The sequence below is a fragment of the Tenacibaculum sp. TC6 genome, from assembly GCF_050606265.1.
GTDB lineage: Bacteria > Bacteroidota > Bacteroidia > Flavobacteriales > Flavobacteriaceae > Polaribacter.
Map to the genome: position 1 here is coordinate 192,672 of NZ_JBOCUK010000002.1, position 18,757 is coordinate 211,428.

Sequence of the window (18,757 nt, forward strand, 5' to 3'; positions counted from 1 at the left end):
TGCTAACTGCTAACTGCTAACTGCTAACTGCTAACTGCTAACTGCTAACTGCTAACTGCTAACTGCTAACTGCTAACGTTATGGATTTATTTTCTCAATTTGAAGAACCACAGAAAAACTTACTTCCAAAAGATGGTACCGTACTATATCACGGATTAGTATTAGATAGAAAATCTTCAGATCAGTATTATGAATACTTACTCAATTCAATTGAATGGAAAAATGATGAAGCTATTATTTTTGGAAAGCGCATGGTAACTAAAAGAAAAGTAGCTTGGTATGCCAGTCAACCTTTTGAATATTCTTATTCTAACACAACAAAAGTGGCATTACCGTTTACAAAAGAGTTAGTAGTATTGAAAGAACTGGTGGAAAGAGAAACACAAGAAACCTACAATTCATGCTTGCTAAATTTATATCATAACGGTTCAGAAGGAATGGCCTGGCATGCTGACGGGGAAAAAGATTTAAAAAAGAACGGAGCTATAGCCTCATTAACTTTTGGGGCAGAACGTAAATTTGCATTTAAACATAAAGTAAGTAAAGAGGTTATAGGATTAATATTACAACATGGTTCTTTATTGGTAATGAAAGATACCACACAAACCCATTGGTTACATCGTTTACCACCCACTAAAAAAGTACATAGACCCAGAATAAATTTAACTTTTAGAACTATTATAGAACCATAACATATTGCGTATGAAAAAGTGTTTAAGTGTATTATTACTACTAATTACCGTTTTTGTTTATGGGCAAACAGAAACGGAAATACTTTACAAAGAAGCTGAAAAAATATGCAATCAAGAAAATAATGATTTTTGTAAAGCCTATAAATATTATAAAGAGCAGAAATATGACTCGTGTTATGTTTATAGTGCTAAAGCACTCCGAAATTTAGATAAAAATTATAAAGGAAAAGAAGTTTTAAATTATATACAAGGACATTCTGCTATTATGAAAAATCTATTAAAGCAGGCAATGACTAATTTACAAGAAATTTCAGATACTAGTGAATATAGAAATTTAAAAAGGTTTAGTTTAGCATATATTCATCTTAAAAATAGAAATTTTAAAGAAGCTCTTGATAACTTACATAAATTGGAGAAAGAAGAAAGTCGATTGTCATTTAAATATAGAAAGTTAACAATTCATAATATAGCAATTTGTTACATTCATATTAAAGAATATGAAAAGGCAGAAGATTACCTCAAAAAAGAAGAAACTATTGTAAAAGAAAAAGATACATCAGATATTATTATGTCTAAAATGGAATTTGCAAATATTTACTATAATCAATATCTAGATGATAAAGCAATTCCTTTATTTTTAGAGTCATACGAATTAGCTAAATTATATTCCGATTTGAGGTTTAAAAAAAATTCAGCATATAATATGGCTATTGTTGAGCGCAATAGAAAGAATTTTGAAAAAAGTCTGGTTTACTATCAAGAGTTTAATAAATGGAAAGATTCTATATGGAACAGAGATAAAATTTGGGAATTAACGGAGAAAGATAAACAGGTAGCCTTAGCTCAAAAAGAGAAAGAATTGTTGGTTAAAAATGAAGAGTTAAAAAGGCAGAAATTAATTAAGTGGTTTATAGTAATAATAGCTATTTTTTGCTTAGGGGTTTTAATGTTAATGTTTATACTGAAACAGAGACAAGTTAAGTATCAAAATTATATAAGTTCAATTAATAAAACTAATGAGGAAAGAGAACGAATATCAAAAGAATTACACGATGGGATTCTAGGTAAACTATTTGGAATTCGTTTTGGGTTAGGTTATTTACAAATAGAAGGAAATAATAAAATAATAGAAAAGTATCAATATTTTTTGGATGAGTTAAAAGAGATCGAAGAAGAGATTCGTGATGTATCTCATAAGTTGAATACTCCGTTAGCTAAACAGGATAATTTTTCAGCCTTAATAAAAAAATTATTAGAAGAGAAAAGTAAAATAGCCAAATTTGAGTATGAATTGAATATCCCGGATTTTGGAAAGTTAGAAGAAATTGAAGAGAGTTTAAAAGTTAATATTTATAGGATATTACAAGAGGCTATACATAACATAGTTAAACATGCAGAAGCAACACAGGTAAGTGTAACTATTTCTTTAGAAGAGAGTACTTTATATATGAAAATTGAAGATAATGGTGCCGGCTTTATTTATAATAATGAACAATACAATAAAGGAATAGGGATAAAAAATATAGTTTCGAGAGTAGATGCTATTAAAGGAAAGTTGAATATACAAACGGGAATAAATAAAGGAACTATATTAACTTTTTATATACCTTTTAAAAAAATCAGTTGATTAACTGATACTTATAAAGATACTAAAAAGGGAAAGTTAAAAGGAGGTAGGTTTTAATCATAATTCAATTTTTATTGTAAATTTGGAATTAACATTAAACCAAATCTTAATATAAAAAACATGAAAAACACTACAATTACAACACAATCTGTTTCTGTTAACGGATTAACTTTAAGTTTAGTTGATTTTAAAAAATTTGACACTAATATTGAACCAGAATACAGACCTCAAGGACCGCTAGTTAATATTTCGGCTTTAGAAAATGGAGATAATGTTCCTTACACGGTAACAGTATTGGCGTATTTGCCGGGTAGCCAACCTTTAAATCCAGTTGAAAATACTAGTGGCTTACCATTATTTGAAGATAAAATTTATTTAGATTATTATGGACCTATTACGGTTAATGCATTGAATAAAAATAATGAACCAATACCAATATTATGTAGAGATTTTCGAGTAGAGTTTAACTGTTCTGAAGAAGCTGTAAATTACGATTTATACTATATACAATTCACTTATGAGCTAGAAGAAGGAACACCTTCTGTGGATGCTATATTTGTAAGAGAAAAAGACGAAGATCCTGAAACAGATAGAGGAACTATTAGTACTCCAAAAGGTTAATGATTAAGAATTACGTTTTATTACTTTTTATATTTGTAAGTAATAGCATAGTTTCTCAAACGTCTAACGATAATTTGATTAATAATGCTAAGAAAATATGTGAAAAAAATCAAAAGCTTTTTTGTAAAGCTTTTGATTTTTATATAAATAAAGAATTCGATTCCTGCTATGTTTATTCAAGTAGGGCTTTAGTCGAATCTAAATCACAAAAGGAAAGCGATATTTTAAATTATATACAAAGCTTTAGTTCTAGGAAAAAGAAATTATTTAAAAAGGCTCTTGAAAATTTAAAGAGGATATCCGATAACCCCGAATTTATTGGGTTAAAGGAATCTCAATTGGGGCTGATTCAGTTACACTTAAAGAACTATAATGAATCTCTTGAACACTATGTAAAATGGGAATCTTTAGATTCTTTATACGGATCTGAAAGAAAGCTTAAGATGGATAGCTTTCATAACATTGGTTTGTGTTATATGCATAAAAAAGAATATGTTAAGGCAAAGGAATATTTTGATAAGGAAATTGAGCTAGTTGAAAAAAGGGATACGTTGGATATAATAGCATTGAAGATGGATTTAGCTAATGTGTATTATAATCAGTATTTAGATGATGAAGCTATTCCTTTATTTACTGAAGCATATAACTTGTCAAAGATATATTCTAACTTGGAATTAAAACAAAACTCCACCTATAATATGGCTATTGTTGAACGTAATAGAAAACGTTACAAAGAGAGTGTTGAATATTATAGAGAATATATTAAATGGAAAGATTCCATTTGGAACAGAGATAATATTATTGGATTAGCTGAAAAGGATAAACAAATAGCCTTAGCACAAAAACAACAAGAAATTGTGCTTCAAGAAGAACAATTAAAACGCCAAAAACTAGTACAAAATGGTTTAATTGCTGGTGCTTCCGGATTAGTTATTTTTATTGGTTTTTTAGGGTTTTTATATAAAAAGCTAAAAAAGCAAAACACATTAATTACACAACAAAAAGAAGACCTTAACATAGCAAATAAAACCAAAGACTATTTATTTTCAGTAGTATCACATGATTTACGTTCTCCTATTAATACCATTAGAGGAAAGCATATAGAGCTAAAAAATCATATTGAAAATAATGATTTACCAGCATTAAGAGCGGCAACAGATGCAGCTATAGCGGTAACAGAAAGCACAAGTCATTTACTAAATAATGTGTTACATTGGTCATTAGAACAAAGTAATCAATTATTGTTTGATACTAAAGAATATGCTTTGCGCCCAATGGTACAACATGTTTTACATGATTATGCAACTCTGGTAGAAGCTAAGGGAATTACCATAAATAGTGAACTTGAAAATGTATTAGTAAAAGCAGATAAAGAGTCCCTTAAAATAGTATTACGTAATTTATTAGACAATGCTGTAAAGTATATGAATAGAGAAGGTGAGATTACTGTTAAAACCGGATCCTATTCTGATACGGAAGCCTATATAACAGTTCAAGATACCGGAATTGGTATACCACAGGAAAAACTGGATAAAATTAATGCTCTAAAAGATTTAACTATTGACAAAATAGACAGATCTAAAGGAGTTGGTTTAGGATTACTCTTATGTCAAACATTAGTTAAGAAAAACGGAGGCAGTATTACTTTTGAAAGTGAAGTAGGAAAAGGAACAAAAATTACCATTCTATTACCTAGTATAGAGGAATAAAGAACAAATAATAAGAGCTCGCTTTTTAGTGAGCTCTACTATTTTGATAAAAAAGTTTAGTTAAAATAAACCACCGGAACTTTCATTTTCATCCCTGTATTTTCGCGTTCTGGATTTGTTTTTAGAACTTCCGAAATTATAACTGAATCCAAGAAAAACAGTATCATATTCTAAGTCATAATGACCAACTTGTGGAAAAGGGCTTTCAGAAGAATAGTCATAATTAAGACCGTTAAAAATATCAGTGCCTCTAAAAGTTACTGTTCCTTTACCATCTAACACACTTAAACTAGCCCCAATATTGATCATAGTATACGGTTTAACCTCAAACTGAACATTTTTACTTGTACCTTTATGTATAGCTGTTAATTGAGCTCGTAAACGTTTACTGATTTTAAATCTATTATTAACAGTTGTTTTAAATAGCGTATTTTTTATACGTTCTTCTTTTTGGTTTACAATGCCTTGAGAGTCTTGAATATACGTTTCTATTCTTGGTGCTATTTTCCACCAAGAATAAGCGTTATAAGAAGCAGAAATTTCAACACCATAACTGTTAGCGGAATCATAATTGTTATAAGAGATAATTTGTTTGTCCGGATTAGAAGCATTTTGCTGAATAATTCTACCTATTTTATCAGTTATAATTCTGTAAAAAGTACCAAAAGTTACAGACCCCTTGCTAAATGATTTTGAATAATTCAATTCAACAGAGTTTGTAAATTGAGGAACTAAGGTTTGATTTCCTTCTGAAATAGTCAAAGGAGAAACCCATTCTTGAATAGGAGTTACCTGAAACATGGAAGGCCTGTCAACTCTTTTGCTATAAGCTATTTGAATATCTTCTTTTTCATTGATATTGTAAGTAATAAATAAGGAAGGGTATACACTAAATATTTTATCAGAATAAGGCATTTTAGCACTCTGCTGAGTATTAGAAAATAAACCTTCAACTAAAAATTGCTCAAATCGAATACCTGTTTGAAGGGAAAGCTTATTAAAAGTTTTGTGAATATTAAAATACCCTGAATACATATATCGATCATAATTAAACTCGGTATTCCCCTTAGGTTGAACAGTAGGAGGCGAACCTACTTCAATTTCTTGGTCTGTTACAATTGTACTGTGCATTTTTTGACTTCTGTATTCTAAACCTACTTCTAAGTTATAATCATTAAAAATGACTTTTTCATAATCTAAATTAACCAACCAAGATTTTCGTGTATCAGTTATAGCATTAGTATAATTAAGTTGTTTATTGTTCTCATCGTCAGGAAATCGGTTAATAGAGGTTTCCGGGTTTTTATGAATACTATAATTAGCTTCCAATTCCAAATTTCCTCCATTGTCATCTAGATCTAATTTATAATCTACATTATAAATTTGTTCAGACTCATTATAATCGGATAGGTTAGGAGTATATAATGAATTGGTGTCAGATTGAACAGTAGTATTTGTATATAGAGTAGAAGAACTGTAGTTCTGATACGTATATAAAGACAAGGTACTTTTACTGTTCAGGTGAAAATCTGAGCCTACCTTAAAGGCCTGATCTGTATAATTATGTAAGAAATCAAAGTGTTGATTCAATACCTTATCCTCTCTACTAAGACGTTGCAAGGTTGCACTTTTACCAAAGCTAATACTATAATTACCAAAATAGTTAGTTTTTCCGGTATTATAATTAAAATCTAAGGTTCCGCTAGGTCGCGTGTTTTTACTATGTTCTGTACCAAAAAAGACGTTACCGTTAAAGCCGTAATCGGTATTTTTTCGTAGGATAAAATTAATAATACCACTCATTCCTTCAGGATTGTATTTAGCAGAAGGAGTAGTGATAATTTCAATTTGTTTAATTAAAGCAGAAGGTGTTTGTCTTAAAAGTTGTGCGGTATTCATGTTAGAAGGCTTTCCATTAATTAACACTCTAACATTTTCATTACCTCGTAAACTGATACTTCCGGTTTGTAAATTAACATCTACAGAAGGTATATTTTGCAATAATTGTAAAGAGTTACTTCCGGTAGCTATTAAATCTTTTCCTACATTGATAATTTTTTTGTCAACTTTTTGTACTACACTAGTTACTTCACTATCAATCTCAACAGTATTTAGTGAGGTATTGTTTTCTTCTAAAAATATTGGACTTAGATTGATTTTATTTTCTTTTGAAGTAAGCGTTATAGCTTGAGTTATTGAAGTATATCCTATAAACTGAATCTCAATTAAATAGGTGCCCAGAGGGATTTTTTTTAAGGAAAACTTCCCTTTTTTGTCAGTAATGCCACCAGTAATTATTTTTTCTTTATCAGTTTTACAGGTAACTGTGGCATAAGGAATAGCTATTTTATCTTTTTTATCTAATACATAACCATTAACTTCTCCTGAAATACTTTTTTGGGAGAAGAGAGTATATGTATTGATGAGTAAGCATATTAATATTAATCTTTTCATTATAGGGATTAGTAATAAGACAAGGTTCTTATAAAATAGGGTAAGAGGTGCCTAGTAGTATTCTTATAGATAAGTATAGCCAAATGAGGGGAATATTTCAGAAGACCGAAATACACTGCAAGTATAAAAAAAAAACTCCAGATAAATTAATATCTGGAGTTTTTCTGTACGGATGTTTATTTTTTACATAAAACCACCGCCACCTTGTTTTTCATTGCTGTCTCTTTGTTTACGAGCTTTAGCTTTGTTTTTTCCACTACCAAATCTATAGTTAAAACCAATATAGGTAGTTCTACTTTCCCATTTAAAACGACCATCTTGTGTGAAAGGATTGCTCGAATTGAATTGGAATTTCATTGTATTGAAAATATCATTTACTCTAAAAGTTATGTTTCCTTTTCCTTTTAAAACTGAATAGTTAGCCCCGAAATTAACCATAGACATAGGAGCAACTTTCCATTGAATATCTTGGTTAGAACCTCTATACATAGCGAATAATTGTAGACTTAAATTCTTAGAAGCATTAAAGCTATTGCTTATTCTGGCATTAAACACCTCATTTTTTACTTCTAATCTAGGTGCATTAGGATTGTTTAAATCTGTGGTTCCGTATTGTTTTTGAGAATAAACATCCATACTTGCATTAGCTCTCCACCATTTAGCAATTTTATAATTAACAGAGAATTCTAAACCGTAAGCATTGGTATCATCAAAGTTTTGGAAAGTCAAAATTTGTCTTGAGTTTGAAACATCAGTTGGATCTTTGTAAGTTACTCTAGAAATTACATCATTAACATTTCTATAAAAACTTCCAAAAGTTAGAGAACCTCCTTTGATTTTTCGAGTATAGTTAAACTCAATAGAGTTTGTAAATTGAGGTAAAAGATTTTCATTACCAACCGAAGTAATTAATGGCGTACTCCATTCTCTTATAGGGTTTACTTGTTGAATACTTGGTCTGTCTACTCTTTTACTATAGCTTAATTGAAACTGATTAGCATCTGTAGGAGTAAATGTAATAAAGGCTGATGGGTATACTGTAAAAATATCATCAGTTATCGTAGCTGTAGGTTTTGTTTCTTGGCTAAATACACCTTCAATAGAATATTGTTCAAATCTAGCTCCTAACTGCATGGTTACTTTTCCAAATTGGTGTCCATAGTTTACATATCCCGAATAAATTTTTCTATCGTAAGTAAATTCAGAGTTTCCTATTGGAGTGGTACCAATAATATTTAAAGCATTATCAGTTAAATGTCTTTCCTGATCTGTTAGATTGGTATTATCGGTAGTGTTAGTTCTATATTCTAAACCTAATTCTAATTTACCCTTTTCACTAATTGGGTTGGTGTAATCTAAATTAATCAAAACATTTTCTCCAACGTTATTAATATCATTAAAATAATTTAACAATTTATAGTCTCTGTCAACATTAGTTAATGTTAAATCTTTATTTACTAAAAAGTTAGGAGAGTTGTTTTTAGAATAAGTGGTTTCAAATTCAATATTATGCCCTTCTTTATCAAAATCATGCTTATAGTTTATGTTATAAGTTTGATTTTTACTGTCAGAATTTTGAGTATTAGGCGCATTACTAACTACATTTCCGGCATTATTGGTAATTAAGGCACGTCCGTTAGCATTGCTGTCAAACCAGTTTTGAGTTGTGTAAAAAGATAATGTATTTTTATCATCAAGATAAATATCTGCTCCAAATTTTAATAAATGAGATTCATTATCATTTACAAAAATAAAATCTTGATAGTTTGTTCCTGGCCTGTTTACATATCCAAAGTTATATCGGTCACCTCCGTTAAAGCCATAGTTTCCAAAAAAGTTAACCTTACCGGTTTTATAGTTCATATTAGTTGAAGCATTGTTGCGCACATAATGTCCGGCTTCAACACCTGTATTTATAGAACCATTAAAGCCCATATTGGCATTTTTATTTAAAATAATATTAATAATACCACTCATTCCTTCCGGATTGTACTTAGCAGATGGATTGGTAATTAATTCAACACTTTTAATAGATGATGAAGGTATTTGTTTTAATAATTGAGAAGCAGGAATGTTTGTAGGTTTCCCGTCAACTAATACACGAACATTTTCATTACCACGCAAACTAATATTACCGGTTTGGCTGTCAACACTTACAGATTGCACATTATTTAAAAGTTCAGAAGCCGTTGCTCCGGCAGAAGTTAAATCTTTTCCAACATTAATTACTTTTCTGTCTATTTTTTGAGTAACTGATGATGTTTCAGCTCTTACTTCAACTTCATCTAACGTTGTAGAATCTTCTTGTAACTGAATAGTTCCTAATTCAACATTCTTAATTGTCTCTATTAATCGTAATGGGTTTGCTTACCGTTTTGTAACCAATAAACTGAATTTCAACAATACTGTTTCCTTCAGGAATATTTTTTACATTAAATAGCCCGTTTTCATCGGTTATTCCACCGGTTAAAACTTTTTTGGCAGCATCTTTGATAATTATGTTAACATAAGGCAATGGTTCTTTTGAGTTGACATCAACTACCTTTCCGGAAACGGATCCGGGTTTAGGTAAAATGCTTTTAGGCATTTGCGCATAAGATGATATGCTTAGTATAGTTAATAATAACAATAATATTTTTTTCATTTTGTTAATTTTGAATTGTCTTAATGTCTAGTAGACCTTATTGTGTTACTTTTGTTACTAAATGTTATCTTATTTAACGTATTATTAACAAAAATGGAATCGTATACATTAGTGGTTGGAGCTTCTCTAAATGAGAGCAGATATGCTAACAAAGCAATAAAAATGCTTGTAAGTAAAGGATTTAAAGTAAAAGCAATTGGTAAGAAAGAAGGTGTTGTAGATACTGTTGCTATTGTTACAAATAAACCGCAATTTAAAGCTATTGATACGGTAACACTTTATCTTAATCCGTTTGCACAAGAAGAATACTATGAATATATTTTAAAATTACAACCCAGAAGAGTTATTTTTAATCCGGGTACCGAAAATATAGAGTTTATTCAATTATTAGAAACTAAAGGAATAAACGTAGAAATAGCTTGTACATTAGTACTTTTATCTACCAATCAATATTAGTTTAGAATTTCAACAGGAAAAGAATCAATAGAATATCTTTTTCCTGCTTCAGCTAATTCAACATTTTCAAAAACAGTTTGAGCTTCTTCTTTAAAGCTTAAAATATTGTTATATCTACTTGAATAATGCCCAATGATTAATTTACCAACATGAGCTTGTTTAGCTATGGAAGCTGCTTGTTCAGCCGTAGAATGCTTAGTTTTTTCACATAAGTTTTCTTTGTCTTTTAAAAAAGTAGCCTCATGGTATAAAACATCTACATTTTTTATAGTAGGAATAATATCCGGTTTATAAGCAGTATCACTACAAAAAGCAAAGCTTTTAGGCTTTTCTGGCTCAATTGTAAGCTCGCTATTAGGAACTACTTCACCGGTAGAAAGTACAAAATCTTTACCTGCTCTTATATTATGATAATCACAAGTTTCAATTTCATCATATTGCTTAATATTGTCAATATGCAGTTTTTTTAATTTAGGCTTTTCGGTAAATAAAAAACCATTGGTATATACTCTGTGATCTAAAGGAATCGTATGAACGATTACATTATCATCTTCAAAAATCAATTCACTTTCATTTGAGGTGAGCTCATGAAAAACTAACGTATATTTTGTCCACGATTTTGAAAGTTTCAATTGTAAAACAGTAACTTCTTTAATTCCTTTAGGTCCATATATATGTAAATCTTTTTCTCTGTTTAATATTCCAAATGTTGAAATAAGTCCTATTAAACCAAAAAAATGATCACCGTGTAAATGAGAAATAAAAATGTGATTTATTTTAGAAAAGCCAACCTTATATTTTCGCATTTGACGTTGAGTGCCCTCTCCGCAATCAATTAAAAAATGTCGATTATTAATCTCTAAATACTGAGAAGTAGGGTAGGCGTTAGCACGCGGAGTTGCAGAATGGCATCCTAAAATAGTAAGGCTTATACTCATTATCTAATAACGAAGCGTTTTGAAACTACTTCTTTATTGGTTTGAATGGCATAAATATACATACCTGGTTTTAAATCGTTACGTTTAAATTGAAATGAGTTTTTACCTTTTTTAACTTTTAATTCTTCAGAAAAAACAGTTTTACCTAATACATTTCTAATGCTTAAGATAACATATTGTTCTGTATTCGATTTAAAAGAAATCTCAGTTTGATTACTAAAAGGGTTTGGAGAAGTAGTCAACTTATCAAGAGATTTTTCTTGAGAAAAAATTGAAAACGACACCAAAAAAAATATAACTACGAGTAATTTTTTTATCATAAATAATTCATTAGGGGTTATGAATAATTTTACTACTAGGTTAAAAACCTAAATCACGCTGAATATCTTCCATTTCAATAACATCTTCTGCTTCTATTAAAGTAGGAACGATGTTAAACGTTTCCGGAAAATTATCTACATCAACATTACTGCACACTACTACAAAAGACATGCCATTTTGTTGATGTAAATCGGCATATTTCAAAAATAATAAAATATTTTTTTCAATAAAATTATTTTCCGGATTAATTTCTACAACAACATGATTTTCTTTGAGGGTATTGTATTGTTCTTCAAAGCTGTTAAAGAATTCTTCAAACGATGTTTGAGTTGTGGAAACTAAATTATAGTGTTGTTTTTTTTCGATGTTCATACTTATCTTTTTATTTGTTGTGCTAACAAATAAATAACAGCCATTCTTACAGCCACACCATTTTCTACCTGATTCAAGATAATAGATTGATCACTATCAGCCACATCACTTGTTAATTCAACACCTCTGTTAATAGGTCCGGGATGCATGATAACAATTTTCTTATCAAGACTGTCTAAAATTTCCTTATTAATACCAAATAGTTGTGTGTATTCTCTGGTTGAAGGGAAATACTTAATAGCCATTCTTTCGTGTTGTACACGAAGTACGTTAGCTACATCACACCACTCTAGGGCTTTCTTTAAGTTTGTTTCTACTTCAACGCCCAAACTAGTTATGTATTTTGGAATTAACGTAGTAGGGCCACATACTTTTACTTGAGCTCCTTGTAGTTGCAAAGCAAAAATATTTGATAGGGCTACACGAGAATGCAAAACATCACCTACAATAACTATTTTTTTACCTTTTAAATCACTGTTCAAAGCTTCACGCATTGAAAAGCTATCTAATAAAGCTTGAGTTGGATGCTCGTGTGTACCATCACCGGCGTTTATTATTTTAGCATCTACATGTTTAGATAAAAAAATTCCGGCTCCTACATTAGAGTGACGCATAACAACAATATCTACTTTCATAGAAAGAATATTGTTAACCGTATCAATAAGAGTTTCACCTTTTTTAACAGAAGATTGCCCTGCCGAAAAATTAATCACATCTGCAGAAAGACGCTTTTCAGCTAGTTCAAAAGAGAGCTTAGTTCGCGTACTATTTTCAAAAAATAAGTTTGCAATGGTAATATCTCTTAACGAAGGAACCTTTTTAATGGGTCTGTTAATAACTTCTTTAAAATGAGAGGCAGTTTCAAAAATAAGATCTAAATCATTTTTGTTAAGATATTTTATGCCTAATAAATGCTCTACACTTAACTGCTTCATTCTTAACGTATTTTTTTAATCATAATATTATCAAGCTTTTTGCTTGGGTTCAAGATAAATGGCATCTTTTTTATGTGTTTCTTTCCAATTAACAACCACCTTTTCTTCATTTATGGCATCAACTTGTCTACCTCTGTAATTGGGTTGAATAGGTAAATGACGGCTAAATCTTCTATCTATTAATACTAAAAGTTCTATGCTTTCCGGTCTACCATAAGACTGTATTGCCGTTAGGGCTGATCTAACACTTCTTCCGGAGTATAATACATCATCAATAAAAACAACATTTTTACCTTCTATAAGAAAATCTATTTGTGTAGAGGTAGCCTCTAAAGGCTCATCTCTTCTTCTAAAATCATCACGATAAAAAGTAATGTCTAATAAACCTAGTTGTAAATTGTTAATTCCGTAATCATTCTTTAAAAGCTTAGCCAAACGTTGCGCTAAATAAGTCCCTCTTGGTTGTAAACCAATTAAAACAGTATTAGAAAAATCGTTATGGTTTTCGATTAACTGACACGCTAATCGATGCAGAATGATTTCAATTTCTTTTGAAGTAAGTAGTATTTTTCTGCTCATTGTTGCTACCAAATTTGATTGATAGTTTCAACGTTCAAAATTAAGATAAAAAAACACGTTGGCAAAATTAAAGTTAACGAAACATAAAAGTAAATCCATAAAATTATTGGTACATTTGCCAACTTTTGCAATAATCTCTAAATATTATGATGAAATACATTAGAAATAAGAAGATTAAAATAAAAGATGACTCGCTGGCAGGAATAACAGTTTCATTAGCGATGATTCCGGAAGTGGTTGCTTTTGCTTTTGTTGCACAAATAAGCCCTATTGTAGCTCTTTTTGGTGCGTTTGTAGTAGGAATAATTTCGGCAATATTTGGAGGAAGACCAGGGCTTATTTCCGGAGCGGCCGGTGCTGTTGCCGTTATCTTTGTTAATATGATTCAAGAAGGGCACGCTAAAGGATTACTTTTTGAACAACCTGTTGAAAATATGGGGTACTTTTATTTACTGGCGGCTGTTGTTTTAATGGGAATTATTCAAGTACTGGCAGGAGTGTTTAAGCTAGGTAAGTTTGTTAGATTAATACCACACCCGGTAATGATGGGGTTTGTAAATGGTTTAGCAATCGTAATTTTCATGGCCCAATTAGGAATGTTTAAAGAAAATTCGAAAGATATTTTTGGACAAAACAAGAGAAAGACTAAAAGTAAAGAGCTTGTTTATAAGGTTGAAAATAATGAGGTTAAAGATATTGCTTCTAATACCGTATTATTTACAATTAATAAAGGTGAGGTGTTAAATGCTCAAACCAATAAGAAGAGCTTTATAATTGCCGAAAATCAGGTTTTTGATGCAGCTACGCAAAAGGTGGTTTTTAATATTGGAGAGGATGGTTTTTATTCTGTAAAAGATTCAGGAGTGGTAAAATCAACAATGCAAGGAAGTAAATTATATACTATGATTGCCTTGGTTTTATTAACCATGTTAATTGTTTGGGGATTACCAAAATTAACAACTAAAGTACCTGCTGCATTAACTGCAATTTTAATTGTAACTTTAATTGTAGTATTTACAGGAATTCCTGCTATAAATGTGGGAGATTTTATTAGAGATGGCGGAGGAGCCGGTTTAAATGGTTTTGATGAAATATCAAAAAAAATGAACTTATCTGAGTTATGGGGTAATTTACCTTTTAATATAGATACGTTAAAGTTTATAGCACCGTATTCATTTTTGGCAGCTTCAGTTGGATTAATTGAAACTTTAATGACGATGAATTTGGTTGATGAATTAACGGACTCCAGAGGAAACGGAAATAAAGAATGTGTAGCTCAAGGAGCTGGTAATATAGTAAGTGGATTGTTTGGTGGTACCGGGGGGTGTGGTATGATTGGTCAAACAGTAATTAATATCAATGCCGGAGGTAGAGGACGTTTATCAGGAGTAATGATGGCTGTAACCTTATTGATATTTATTTTATTTGCTGATAAATATATAGAACAAGTGCCAATTGCTGCTTTAGTTGGAGTTATGTTTATGATGGTTATAGAAACATTTGCATGGTCTAGCTTTAGAATAATGAATAAAATACCTAAATCTGATGCAGTTGTTTTAATTATTGTTTCTGCAGTAACTGTTGTTTTTGATTTAGCAATTGCTGTGTTTGTCGGAGTAATTATTTCAGCGTTAGTTTTTGCTTGGGAAAATGCAAAAAGAATTAGAGCTAGAAAGAGAATGAAAGATGACGGAACAAAAGTATATGAGATTTGGGGGCCTTTATTTTTTGGAAGTATCAAAGCTTTTAATGATAAGTTTGATATTAAAAATGACCCGAATAATGTTGAAATAGATTTTGTAGAATCACGTATTTCAGATCATTCCGGAATAGAAGCTATATTTAACTTGGTTGAAAAATATCAAGCTGCCGGAAAAAAGATAACTTTAAAACATTTAAGTGAAGACTGTAAGATTTTATTGTATAAAGCCAGTCCTGTTTTTTCAGAGGTTATTGAAGAAGATGTTGATGATCCTCGTTATCATTTAGCAGCTAACCCTGAAAAATTCCCAAAGGCGTTATCTGAATATACATTTTAATAAAAACTAAAAAATCCCACTCTAGAGTGGGATTTTTTAGTTTTAAGCTTTATGTAAAGGACTAATAATTTCTACATCACTAAAAGCTATAGCACCTCTTACAACTCCGTCAATAGTACTTTTTAGCGCTTCTATAAGTTGCATTTTAAGTTGTGATTTATGGTAAATTAAACTTACCTCACGTGCTGGTGGTGGTGTTTCAAATTCACGTAAATGTCTTTTGTCATTTTCGTTTAAATCTAAAGTATTTAAGTAAGGTAATAAAGTCATACCTAATCCATCTTTAGACAATTTAATAAGCGTATCAAAACTTCCGCTTTCTAATTGAAAATGTAAATTTTTGCTAGTTTTATTAGTTCTGCATAAGTTAATAATACTGTCTTTAAAACAATGCCCATCTTCTAACAATAAAATATCATCTACATTTAATTCCTCAACGGTAAGTTTATTTTTCTTGTATAATTTATGTTCTTCCGGTACCAAGCCAACAAAGGGTTCATAATAAAGTACGCGCTCTTTAATAGCTTCATTTTCTAACGGAGTGGCTGCAATGGCTGCATCAATATGACCATCTGTTAATTTTCGTACAATCTCTTCCGTAGTTAACTCTTCAATAATTAATTGAACCTTTGGGTAATTACGATTAAAGGTTTTTAAAAACATTGGCAATAAAGTTGGCATAATGGTAGGAATAATACCTAACTTAAACTCTCCGCCAACATACCCTTTTTGTTGATGTACAATATCTATAATTCTATTACTTTCATCAACAATTACTTTTGCTTGTTCAACAATACGTTTGCCCACTTCAGTTAATTCAATAGGCTTTTTTGAGCGGTTAAAAATTTTGGCATCTAACTCTTCTTCAAGCTTTTGAATTTGCATGCTCAAAGTAGGTTGAGTAACAAAACAATTTTCAGCAGCAATCGTAAAGTTTTTATATTCAGCAACAGCTAAGGTATACTTTAGTTGTGTAATAGTCATTTCAATAATATTTTTTGATAAAGATATTAAAACAATCAATAGAATTTATTGAATTAACTCTCAAATTTGAGGTAATTTTGATGCAGAAAAAGTAACAAACGTAAAATCAATACAATATGGAAATCTCAGTTTTAGGATTAGACAAGCATAAAACAGAAACTTTAGTAAAAGAATTAAATGTTTTATTGGCTAACTTTCAAATATATTATCAAAATGTTAGAGGATTGCACTGGAATATAAAAGGGAAAAACTTTTTTGAATTGCATGTAAAGTTTGAAGAGTTTTATACAGATGCACAAGAAAAGGTAGATTTAATTGCTGAACGTATTTTAACATTACAAGGTACACCTTTACATACATTTAGTGATTATGAAGCTCTGGCAAAAGTACCGGTAGGTAAAAATATATCTAAAGATGTTGAAGCTGTAAAATTAGTAGTTGATTCATTATCAGAATTACTGAAAATAGAACGTGCTATTTTAGAAGTATCTGATGAAGCAAATGATGAAGGAACTAACTCAATGATGAGCGATTTTATAGCAGAACAAGAAAAAACATTATGGATGATGAATGCATGGTTAGGCTAAGTCGTCCATTTTAGGGGGAGAGTAAAGAGGTAACATTTAACGTTGCCTCTTTTTATTTTTATAAAAGAAACTTCCATAAAATACGCAAACTGACAAAAGCAATTAAAATGGCGGTTGCTCTTTTTAATAAAATAGGAGTCAATAATTTATTACTTAAATGATTTCCAATTTGTCCTCCTATAAAAACAATAACCAATAGTATAGAAGTCAATTGCCAATTAACAGAAAAACTAGGGTTAGCATATTGACCAATTAAACCGCTAATAGAATTTACCAAAATAAAAAAACTGGCTGTAGCAGCAATTCTTTTAGGAGTATCCCAATTGGTTAAATGTAAAAGAGGAGCTAAAAAAATACCTCCACCAATGCCTACCATTCCTGAAATAAAACCAATAATACTTCCATAAGCAGCATTTTTAGAAGCGCTTAATTGATTTACATTACCTGTTGAAACTGTTTTATTTGAAACCCACATAGTAATAGCAGCAAAAAGTAATGTAAAGCCTAAAAGAATAAAGAAAAAGGTTTGACTAATTCGTAAATAACCTCCAATAAAGGCAAAAGGAATACTAAACAGCACTAATGGAATTACTTTTTTCCATTGATATTGTTGTTGCTTTGTGTATACAATAACGTTACCGGTTACTACAATAATATTACATAATAGGGCAGTAGCTCTTATTTGTGTAAAAGCTAAACTAGTTAGTGCTAACACAGCTAAATAACTAGAGCCTCCTCCAAAACCTACAGAAGAATATAGTACAGCAATGATAAAAAAGAGCACTAGTAAATACCAATTATCATAAAATAACTCTAAAGAAAGAAAATAGAACATAAATAAGCTACTAATTAAAGAAGTATTGAGTTTTTAAATTGTTGAGGCGTCATTAACTCCATTTTCTTAAACTGGCGATTAAAATAACTGGTACTATTAAAGCCCGATTTAAAAGCTATTTCAGACATTCGGTAATGTTTAGATTCCTTCATTAATTTTTTTGAAAATTTAATTTTCTCAGCATTTATGTAGTCAATAGGAGAAATCCCTAAGGTGTTTTTAAACTGTTTATGAAAATGAGAAGCACTCATATAAGCTTTTTTAGCCAAAAGATCAACCGTAATATCTTTATTAGTTAAATTTTCTTTAATAAACTTAATAACACTTCCTATTCTGGTATCTGAAAAAATAGGATTTTGATCATTTAAAATTATTGATTTTGCTTTGGTTTGCAACAGACGAATGATTAATTCTTGAATCATTAAATTAAGCAGAACATCTTTAGACGTATTGTTTTGTATAAACGTATAAGTTAATCGATTAACCAAGTGATTAATCCCTTCGTTATGAATTAAATGAGATGAATGATCACTTAAGTTCCATTGGTTGTTTTCATTTTCAATAGCAACCATTTGATTAAAATTAGACACTATTTCCTCAATTTTTTCTGCACCAATACCTAAAGCTAAACATTGTGTAGGAGCTTGTTGCGAAGCTATCGGAAAATCAATAATCATTTCTTTATTGGCCGGCATAACCACAGACTCTCCCGGAAAAAAATCAAAAGAAGGTATTCCGTCAATATGCATTCTTTTTTTACCGGTAACCATACTGGCAATAATAGGAAAGTCGAATTTTAAAGAAACATTTTCAGCATACGCATGGGTTTCGTATATATTCAACTCAGCATATTCAGCATTATAAGTGGTTTTGTTTTCCACCAAAGTTGTTAGCTTTCTATGCTGTTTATATTGATTTAATAACGGGTTCATACACAATATTACAAAATTACATGAATATAAAG

The 18,757-nt window shown here is 30.3% G+C and carries 18 protein-coding genes; 7 read left to right on the forward strand and 11 right to left on the reverse strand.

Going from position 1 to position 18,757, the window contains the following annotated elements; all coding sequences use genetic code 11:
- The first annotated feature begins 80 nt into the window (after nucleotides 1–80).
- From ACQY1Q_RS02315 to ACQY1Q_RS02330, 4 genes are all read left to right on the forward strand, one after another.
- The gene (locus tag ACQY1Q_RS02315) at nucleotides 81–692 is read left to right on the forward strand and encodes an alpha-ketoglutarate-dependent dioxygenase AlkB family protein (RefSeq protein ID WP_431003670.1); all 612 of its coding nucleotides are present in this window, start codon (nucleotides 81–83) and stop codon (nucleotides 690–692) included.
- Between the two features lie 10 nt (nucleotides 693–702).
- Complete coding sequence (locus tag ACQY1Q_RS02320; protein ID WP_431003671.1) at nucleotides 703–2,319, forward strand: tetratricopeptide repeat-containing sensor histidine kinase; 1,617 nt, start codon at nucleotides 703–705, stop codon at nucleotides 2,317–2,319.
- Nucleotides 2,320–2,439: 120 nt separating this feature from the next.
- Nucleotides 2,440–2,940, forward strand: a complete 501-nt coding sequence (locus ACQY1Q_RS02325) for a hypothetical protein (RefSeq protein ID WP_431003672.1) — start codon at nucleotides 2,440–2,442, stop codon at nucleotides 2,938–2,940.
- Nucleotides 2,940–4,649: an ATP-binding protein gene (locus tag ACQY1Q_RS02330; RefSeq protein WP_431003673.1), complete on the forward strand. Its 1,710-nt coding sequence runs from the start codon at nucleotides 2,940–2,942 to the stop codon at nucleotides 4,647–4,649. The genes ACQY1Q_RS02325 and ACQY1Q_RS02330 overlap by 1 nt, the downstream gene beginning before the upstream one ends.
- 60 nt (nucleotides 4,650–4,709) lie before the next feature.
- Here ACQY1Q_RS02330 and ACQY1Q_RS02335 read toward each other — a convergent pair whose 3' ends face one another.
- From ACQY1Q_RS02335 to ACQY1Q_RS02345, 3 genes are all read right to left on the reverse strand, one after another.
- A complete protein-coding gene (locus ACQY1Q_RS02335; protein WP_431003674.1) occupies nucleotides 4,710–7,103 on the reverse strand; it encodes a TonB-dependent receptor domain-containing protein in 2,394 nt (797 codons plus the stop codon).
- 183 nt (nucleotides 7,104–7,286) lie between these two features.
- Entirely contained in the window at nucleotides 7,287–9,269 is a 1,983-nt protein-coding gene (locus ACQY1Q_RS02340; protein ID WP_431003675.1) for a TonB-dependent receptor domain-containing protein, read from the reverse strand.
- Nucleotides 9,270–9,438: 169 nt separating this feature from the next.
- Nucleotides 9,439–9,747 carry a carboxypeptidase-like regulatory domain-containing protein gene (locus ACQY1Q_RS02345; RefSeq protein ID WP_431003676.1) on the reverse strand — a complete coding sequence of 103 codons (309 nt, stop codon included), beginning with the start codon at nucleotides 9,745–9,747 and terminating at the stop codon, nucleotides 9,439–9,441.
- Between the two features lie 93 nt (nucleotides 9,748–9,840).
- On the opposite strand from ACQY1Q_RS02345, the gene ACQY1Q_RS02350 reads away from it, so the two are divergent.
- Nucleotides 9,841–10,203 (forward strand): CoA-binding protein, encoded by a 363-nt coding sequence (locus ACQY1Q_RS02350; RefSeq protein ID WP_431003677.1) that lies wholly within the window; start codon nucleotides 9,841–9,843, stop codon nucleotides 10,201–10,203.
- On the opposite strand, the gene ACQY1Q_RS02355 is transcribed toward ACQY1Q_RS02350, so the two are convergent.
- The 5 genes from ACQY1Q_RS02355 to pyrR are packed head-to-tail and all read right to left on the reverse strand — an operon-like array spanning nucleotide 10,200 to nucleotide 13,348.
- Nucleotides 10,200–11,141 carry a ribonuclease Z gene (locus ACQY1Q_RS02355; protein ID WP_431003678.1) on the reverse strand — a complete coding sequence of 314 codons (942 nt, stop codon included), beginning with the start codon at nucleotides 11,139–11,141 and terminating at the stop codon, nucleotides 10,200–10,202. The two genes, ACQY1Q_RS02350 and ACQY1Q_RS02355, sit on opposite strands and share 4 nt — an antisense overlap.
- Nucleotides 11,141–11,461 (reverse strand): T9SS type A sorting domain-containing protein, encoded by a 321-nt coding sequence (locus tag ACQY1Q_RS02360; protein WP_431003679.1) that lies wholly within the window; start codon nucleotides 11,459–11,461, stop codon nucleotides 11,141–11,143. Before ACQY1Q_RS02360 ends, ACQY1Q_RS02355 begins: the two co-directional genes overlap by 1 nt.
- Before the next feature lie 40 nt (nucleotides 11,462–11,501).
- Complete coding sequence (locus ACQY1Q_RS02365) at nucleotides 11,502–11,834, reverse strand: hypothetical protein (RefSeq protein ID WP_431003680.1); 333 nt, start codon at nucleotides 11,832–11,834, stop codon at nucleotides 11,502–11,504.
- 2 nt (nucleotides 11,835–11,836) lie between these two features.
- A complete protein-coding gene (locus ACQY1Q_RS02370) occupies nucleotides 11,837–12,769 on the reverse strand; it encodes an aspartate carbamoyltransferase catalytic subunit (protein ID WP_431003681.1) in 933 nt (310 codons plus the stop codon).
- Nucleotides 12,770–12,799: 30 nt separating this feature from the next.
- Nucleotides 12,800–13,348 (reverse strand): bifunctional pyr operon transcriptional regulator/uracil phosphoribosyltransferase PyrR, encoded by a 549-nt coding sequence (gene pyrR / locus ACQY1Q_RS02375; protein WP_431003682.1) that lies wholly within the window; start codon nucleotides 13,346–13,348, stop codon nucleotides 12,800–12,802.
- A gap of 146 nt (nucleotides 13,349–13,494) precedes the next feature.
- Here pyrR and ACQY1Q_RS02380 point away from each other — a divergent pair, with 146 nt between their 5' ends.
- Nucleotides 13,495–15,387, forward strand: coding sequence for a SulP family inorganic anion transporter (locus ACQY1Q_RS02380; protein ID WP_431003683.1), 1,893 nt, complete (start codon nucleotides 13,495–13,497; stop codon nucleotides 15,385–15,387).
- A 42-nt stretch (nucleotides 15,388–15,429) separates the two neighbouring features.
- Here ACQY1Q_RS02380 and ACQY1Q_RS02385 read toward each other — a convergent pair whose 3' ends face one another.
- On the reverse strand, nucleotides 15,430–16,371 hold the full coding sequence (locus ACQY1Q_RS02385; RefSeq protein WP_431003684.1) for a hydrogen peroxide-inducible genes activator: 942 nt from the start codon (nucleotides 16,369–16,371) through the stop codon (nucleotides 15,430–15,432).
- 116 nt (nucleotides 16,372–16,487) lie between these two features.
- Between ACQY1Q_RS02385 and ACQY1Q_RS02390 the strand changes: the two genes are divergently transcribed.
- The gene (locus tag ACQY1Q_RS02390; RefSeq protein WP_431003685.1) at nucleotides 16,488–16,958 is read left to right on the forward strand and encodes a Dps family protein; all 471 of its coding nucleotides are present in this window, start codon (nucleotides 16,488–16,490) and stop codon (nucleotides 16,956–16,958) included.
- Nucleotides 16,959–17,016: 58 nt separating this feature from the next.
- Here ACQY1Q_RS02390 and ACQY1Q_RS02395 read toward each other — a convergent pair whose 3' ends face one another.
- Nucleotides 17,017–17,793, reverse strand: coding sequence for a sulfite exporter TauE/SafE family protein (locus ACQY1Q_RS02395; protein ID WP_431003686.1), 777 nt, complete (start codon nucleotides 17,791–17,793; stop codon nucleotides 17,017–17,019).
- 14 nt (nucleotides 17,794–17,807) lie between these two features.
- On the reverse strand, nucleotides 17,808–18,725 hold the full coding sequence (locus ACQY1Q_RS02400) for an AraC family transcriptional regulator (RefSeq protein WP_431003687.1): 918 nt from the start codon (nucleotides 18,723–18,725) through the stop codon (nucleotides 17,808–17,810).
- Between the last annotated feature and the right edge of the window lie 32 nt (nucleotides 18,726–18,757).

Bases quoted from the DNA above. Each gene is read 5' to 3' on its own strand.
- ACQY1Q_RS02315 (WP_431003670.1), top strand. From the start codon at position 81: ATGGATTTATTTTCTCAATTTGAAGAACCACAGAAAAACTTACTTCCA.
- ACQY1Q_RS02320 (WP_431003671.1), top strand. From the start codon at position 703: ATGAAAAAGTGTTTAAGTGTATTATTACTACTAATTACCGTTTTTGTT.
- ACQY1Q_RS02325 (WP_431003672.1), top strand. From the start codon at position 2,440: ATGAAAAACACTACAATTACAACACAATCTGTTTCTGTTAACGGATTA.
- ACQY1Q_RS02330 (WP_431003673.1), top strand. From the start codon at position 2,940: ATGATTAAGAATTACGTTTTATTACTTTTTATATTTGTAAGTAATAGC.
- ACQY1Q_RS02335 (WP_431003674.1), bottom strand. From the start codon at position 7,103: ATGAAAAGATTAATATTAATATGCTTACTCATCAATACATATACTCTC.
- ACQY1Q_RS02345 (WP_431003676.1), bottom strand. From the start codon at position 9,747: ATGAAAAAAATATTATTGTTATTATTAACTATACTAAGCATATCATCT.
- ACQY1Q_RS02350 (WP_431003677.1), top strand. From the start codon at position 9,841: ATGGAATCGTATACATTAGTGGTTGGAGCTTCTCTAAATGAGAGCAGA.
- ACQY1Q_RS02355 (WP_431003678.1), bottom strand. From the start codon at position 11,141: ATGAGTATAAGCCTTACTATTTTAGGATGCCATTCTGCAACTCCGCGT.
- ACQY1Q_RS02360 (WP_431003679.1), bottom strand. From the start codon at position 11,461: ATGATAAAAAAATTACTCGTAGTTATATTTTTTTTGGTGTCGTTTTCA.
- ACQY1Q_RS02365 (WP_431003680.1), bottom strand. From the start codon at position 11,834: ATGAACATCGAAAAAAAACAACACTATAATTTAGTTTCCACAACTCAA.
- ACQY1Q_RS02370 (WP_431003681.1), bottom strand. From the start codon at position 12,769: ATGAAGCAGTTAAGTGTAGAGCATTTATTAGGCATAAAATATCTTAAC.
- pyrR (WP_431003682.1), bottom strand. From the start codon at position 13,348: ATGAGCAGAAAAATACTACTTACTTCAAAAGAAATTGAAATCATTCTG.
- ACQY1Q_RS02380 (WP_431003683.1), top strand. From the start codon at position 13,495: ATGATGAAATACATTAGAAATAAGAAGATTAAAATAAAAGATGACTCG.
- ACQY1Q_RS02385 (WP_431003684.1), bottom strand. From the start codon at position 16,371: ATGACTATTACACAACTAAAGTATACCTTAGCTGTTGCTGAATATAAA.
- ACQY1Q_RS02390 (WP_431003685.1), top strand. From the start codon at position 16,488: ATGGAAATCTCAGTTTTAGGATTAGACAAGCATAAAACAGAAACTTTA.
- ACQY1Q_RS02395 (WP_431003686.1), bottom strand. From the start codon at position 17,793: ATGTTCTATTTTCTTTCTTTAGAGTTATTTTATGATAATTGGTATTTA.
- ACQY1Q_RS02400 (WP_431003687.1), bottom strand. From the start codon at position 18,725: ATGAACCCGTTATTAAATCAATATAAACAGCATAGAAAGCTAACAACT.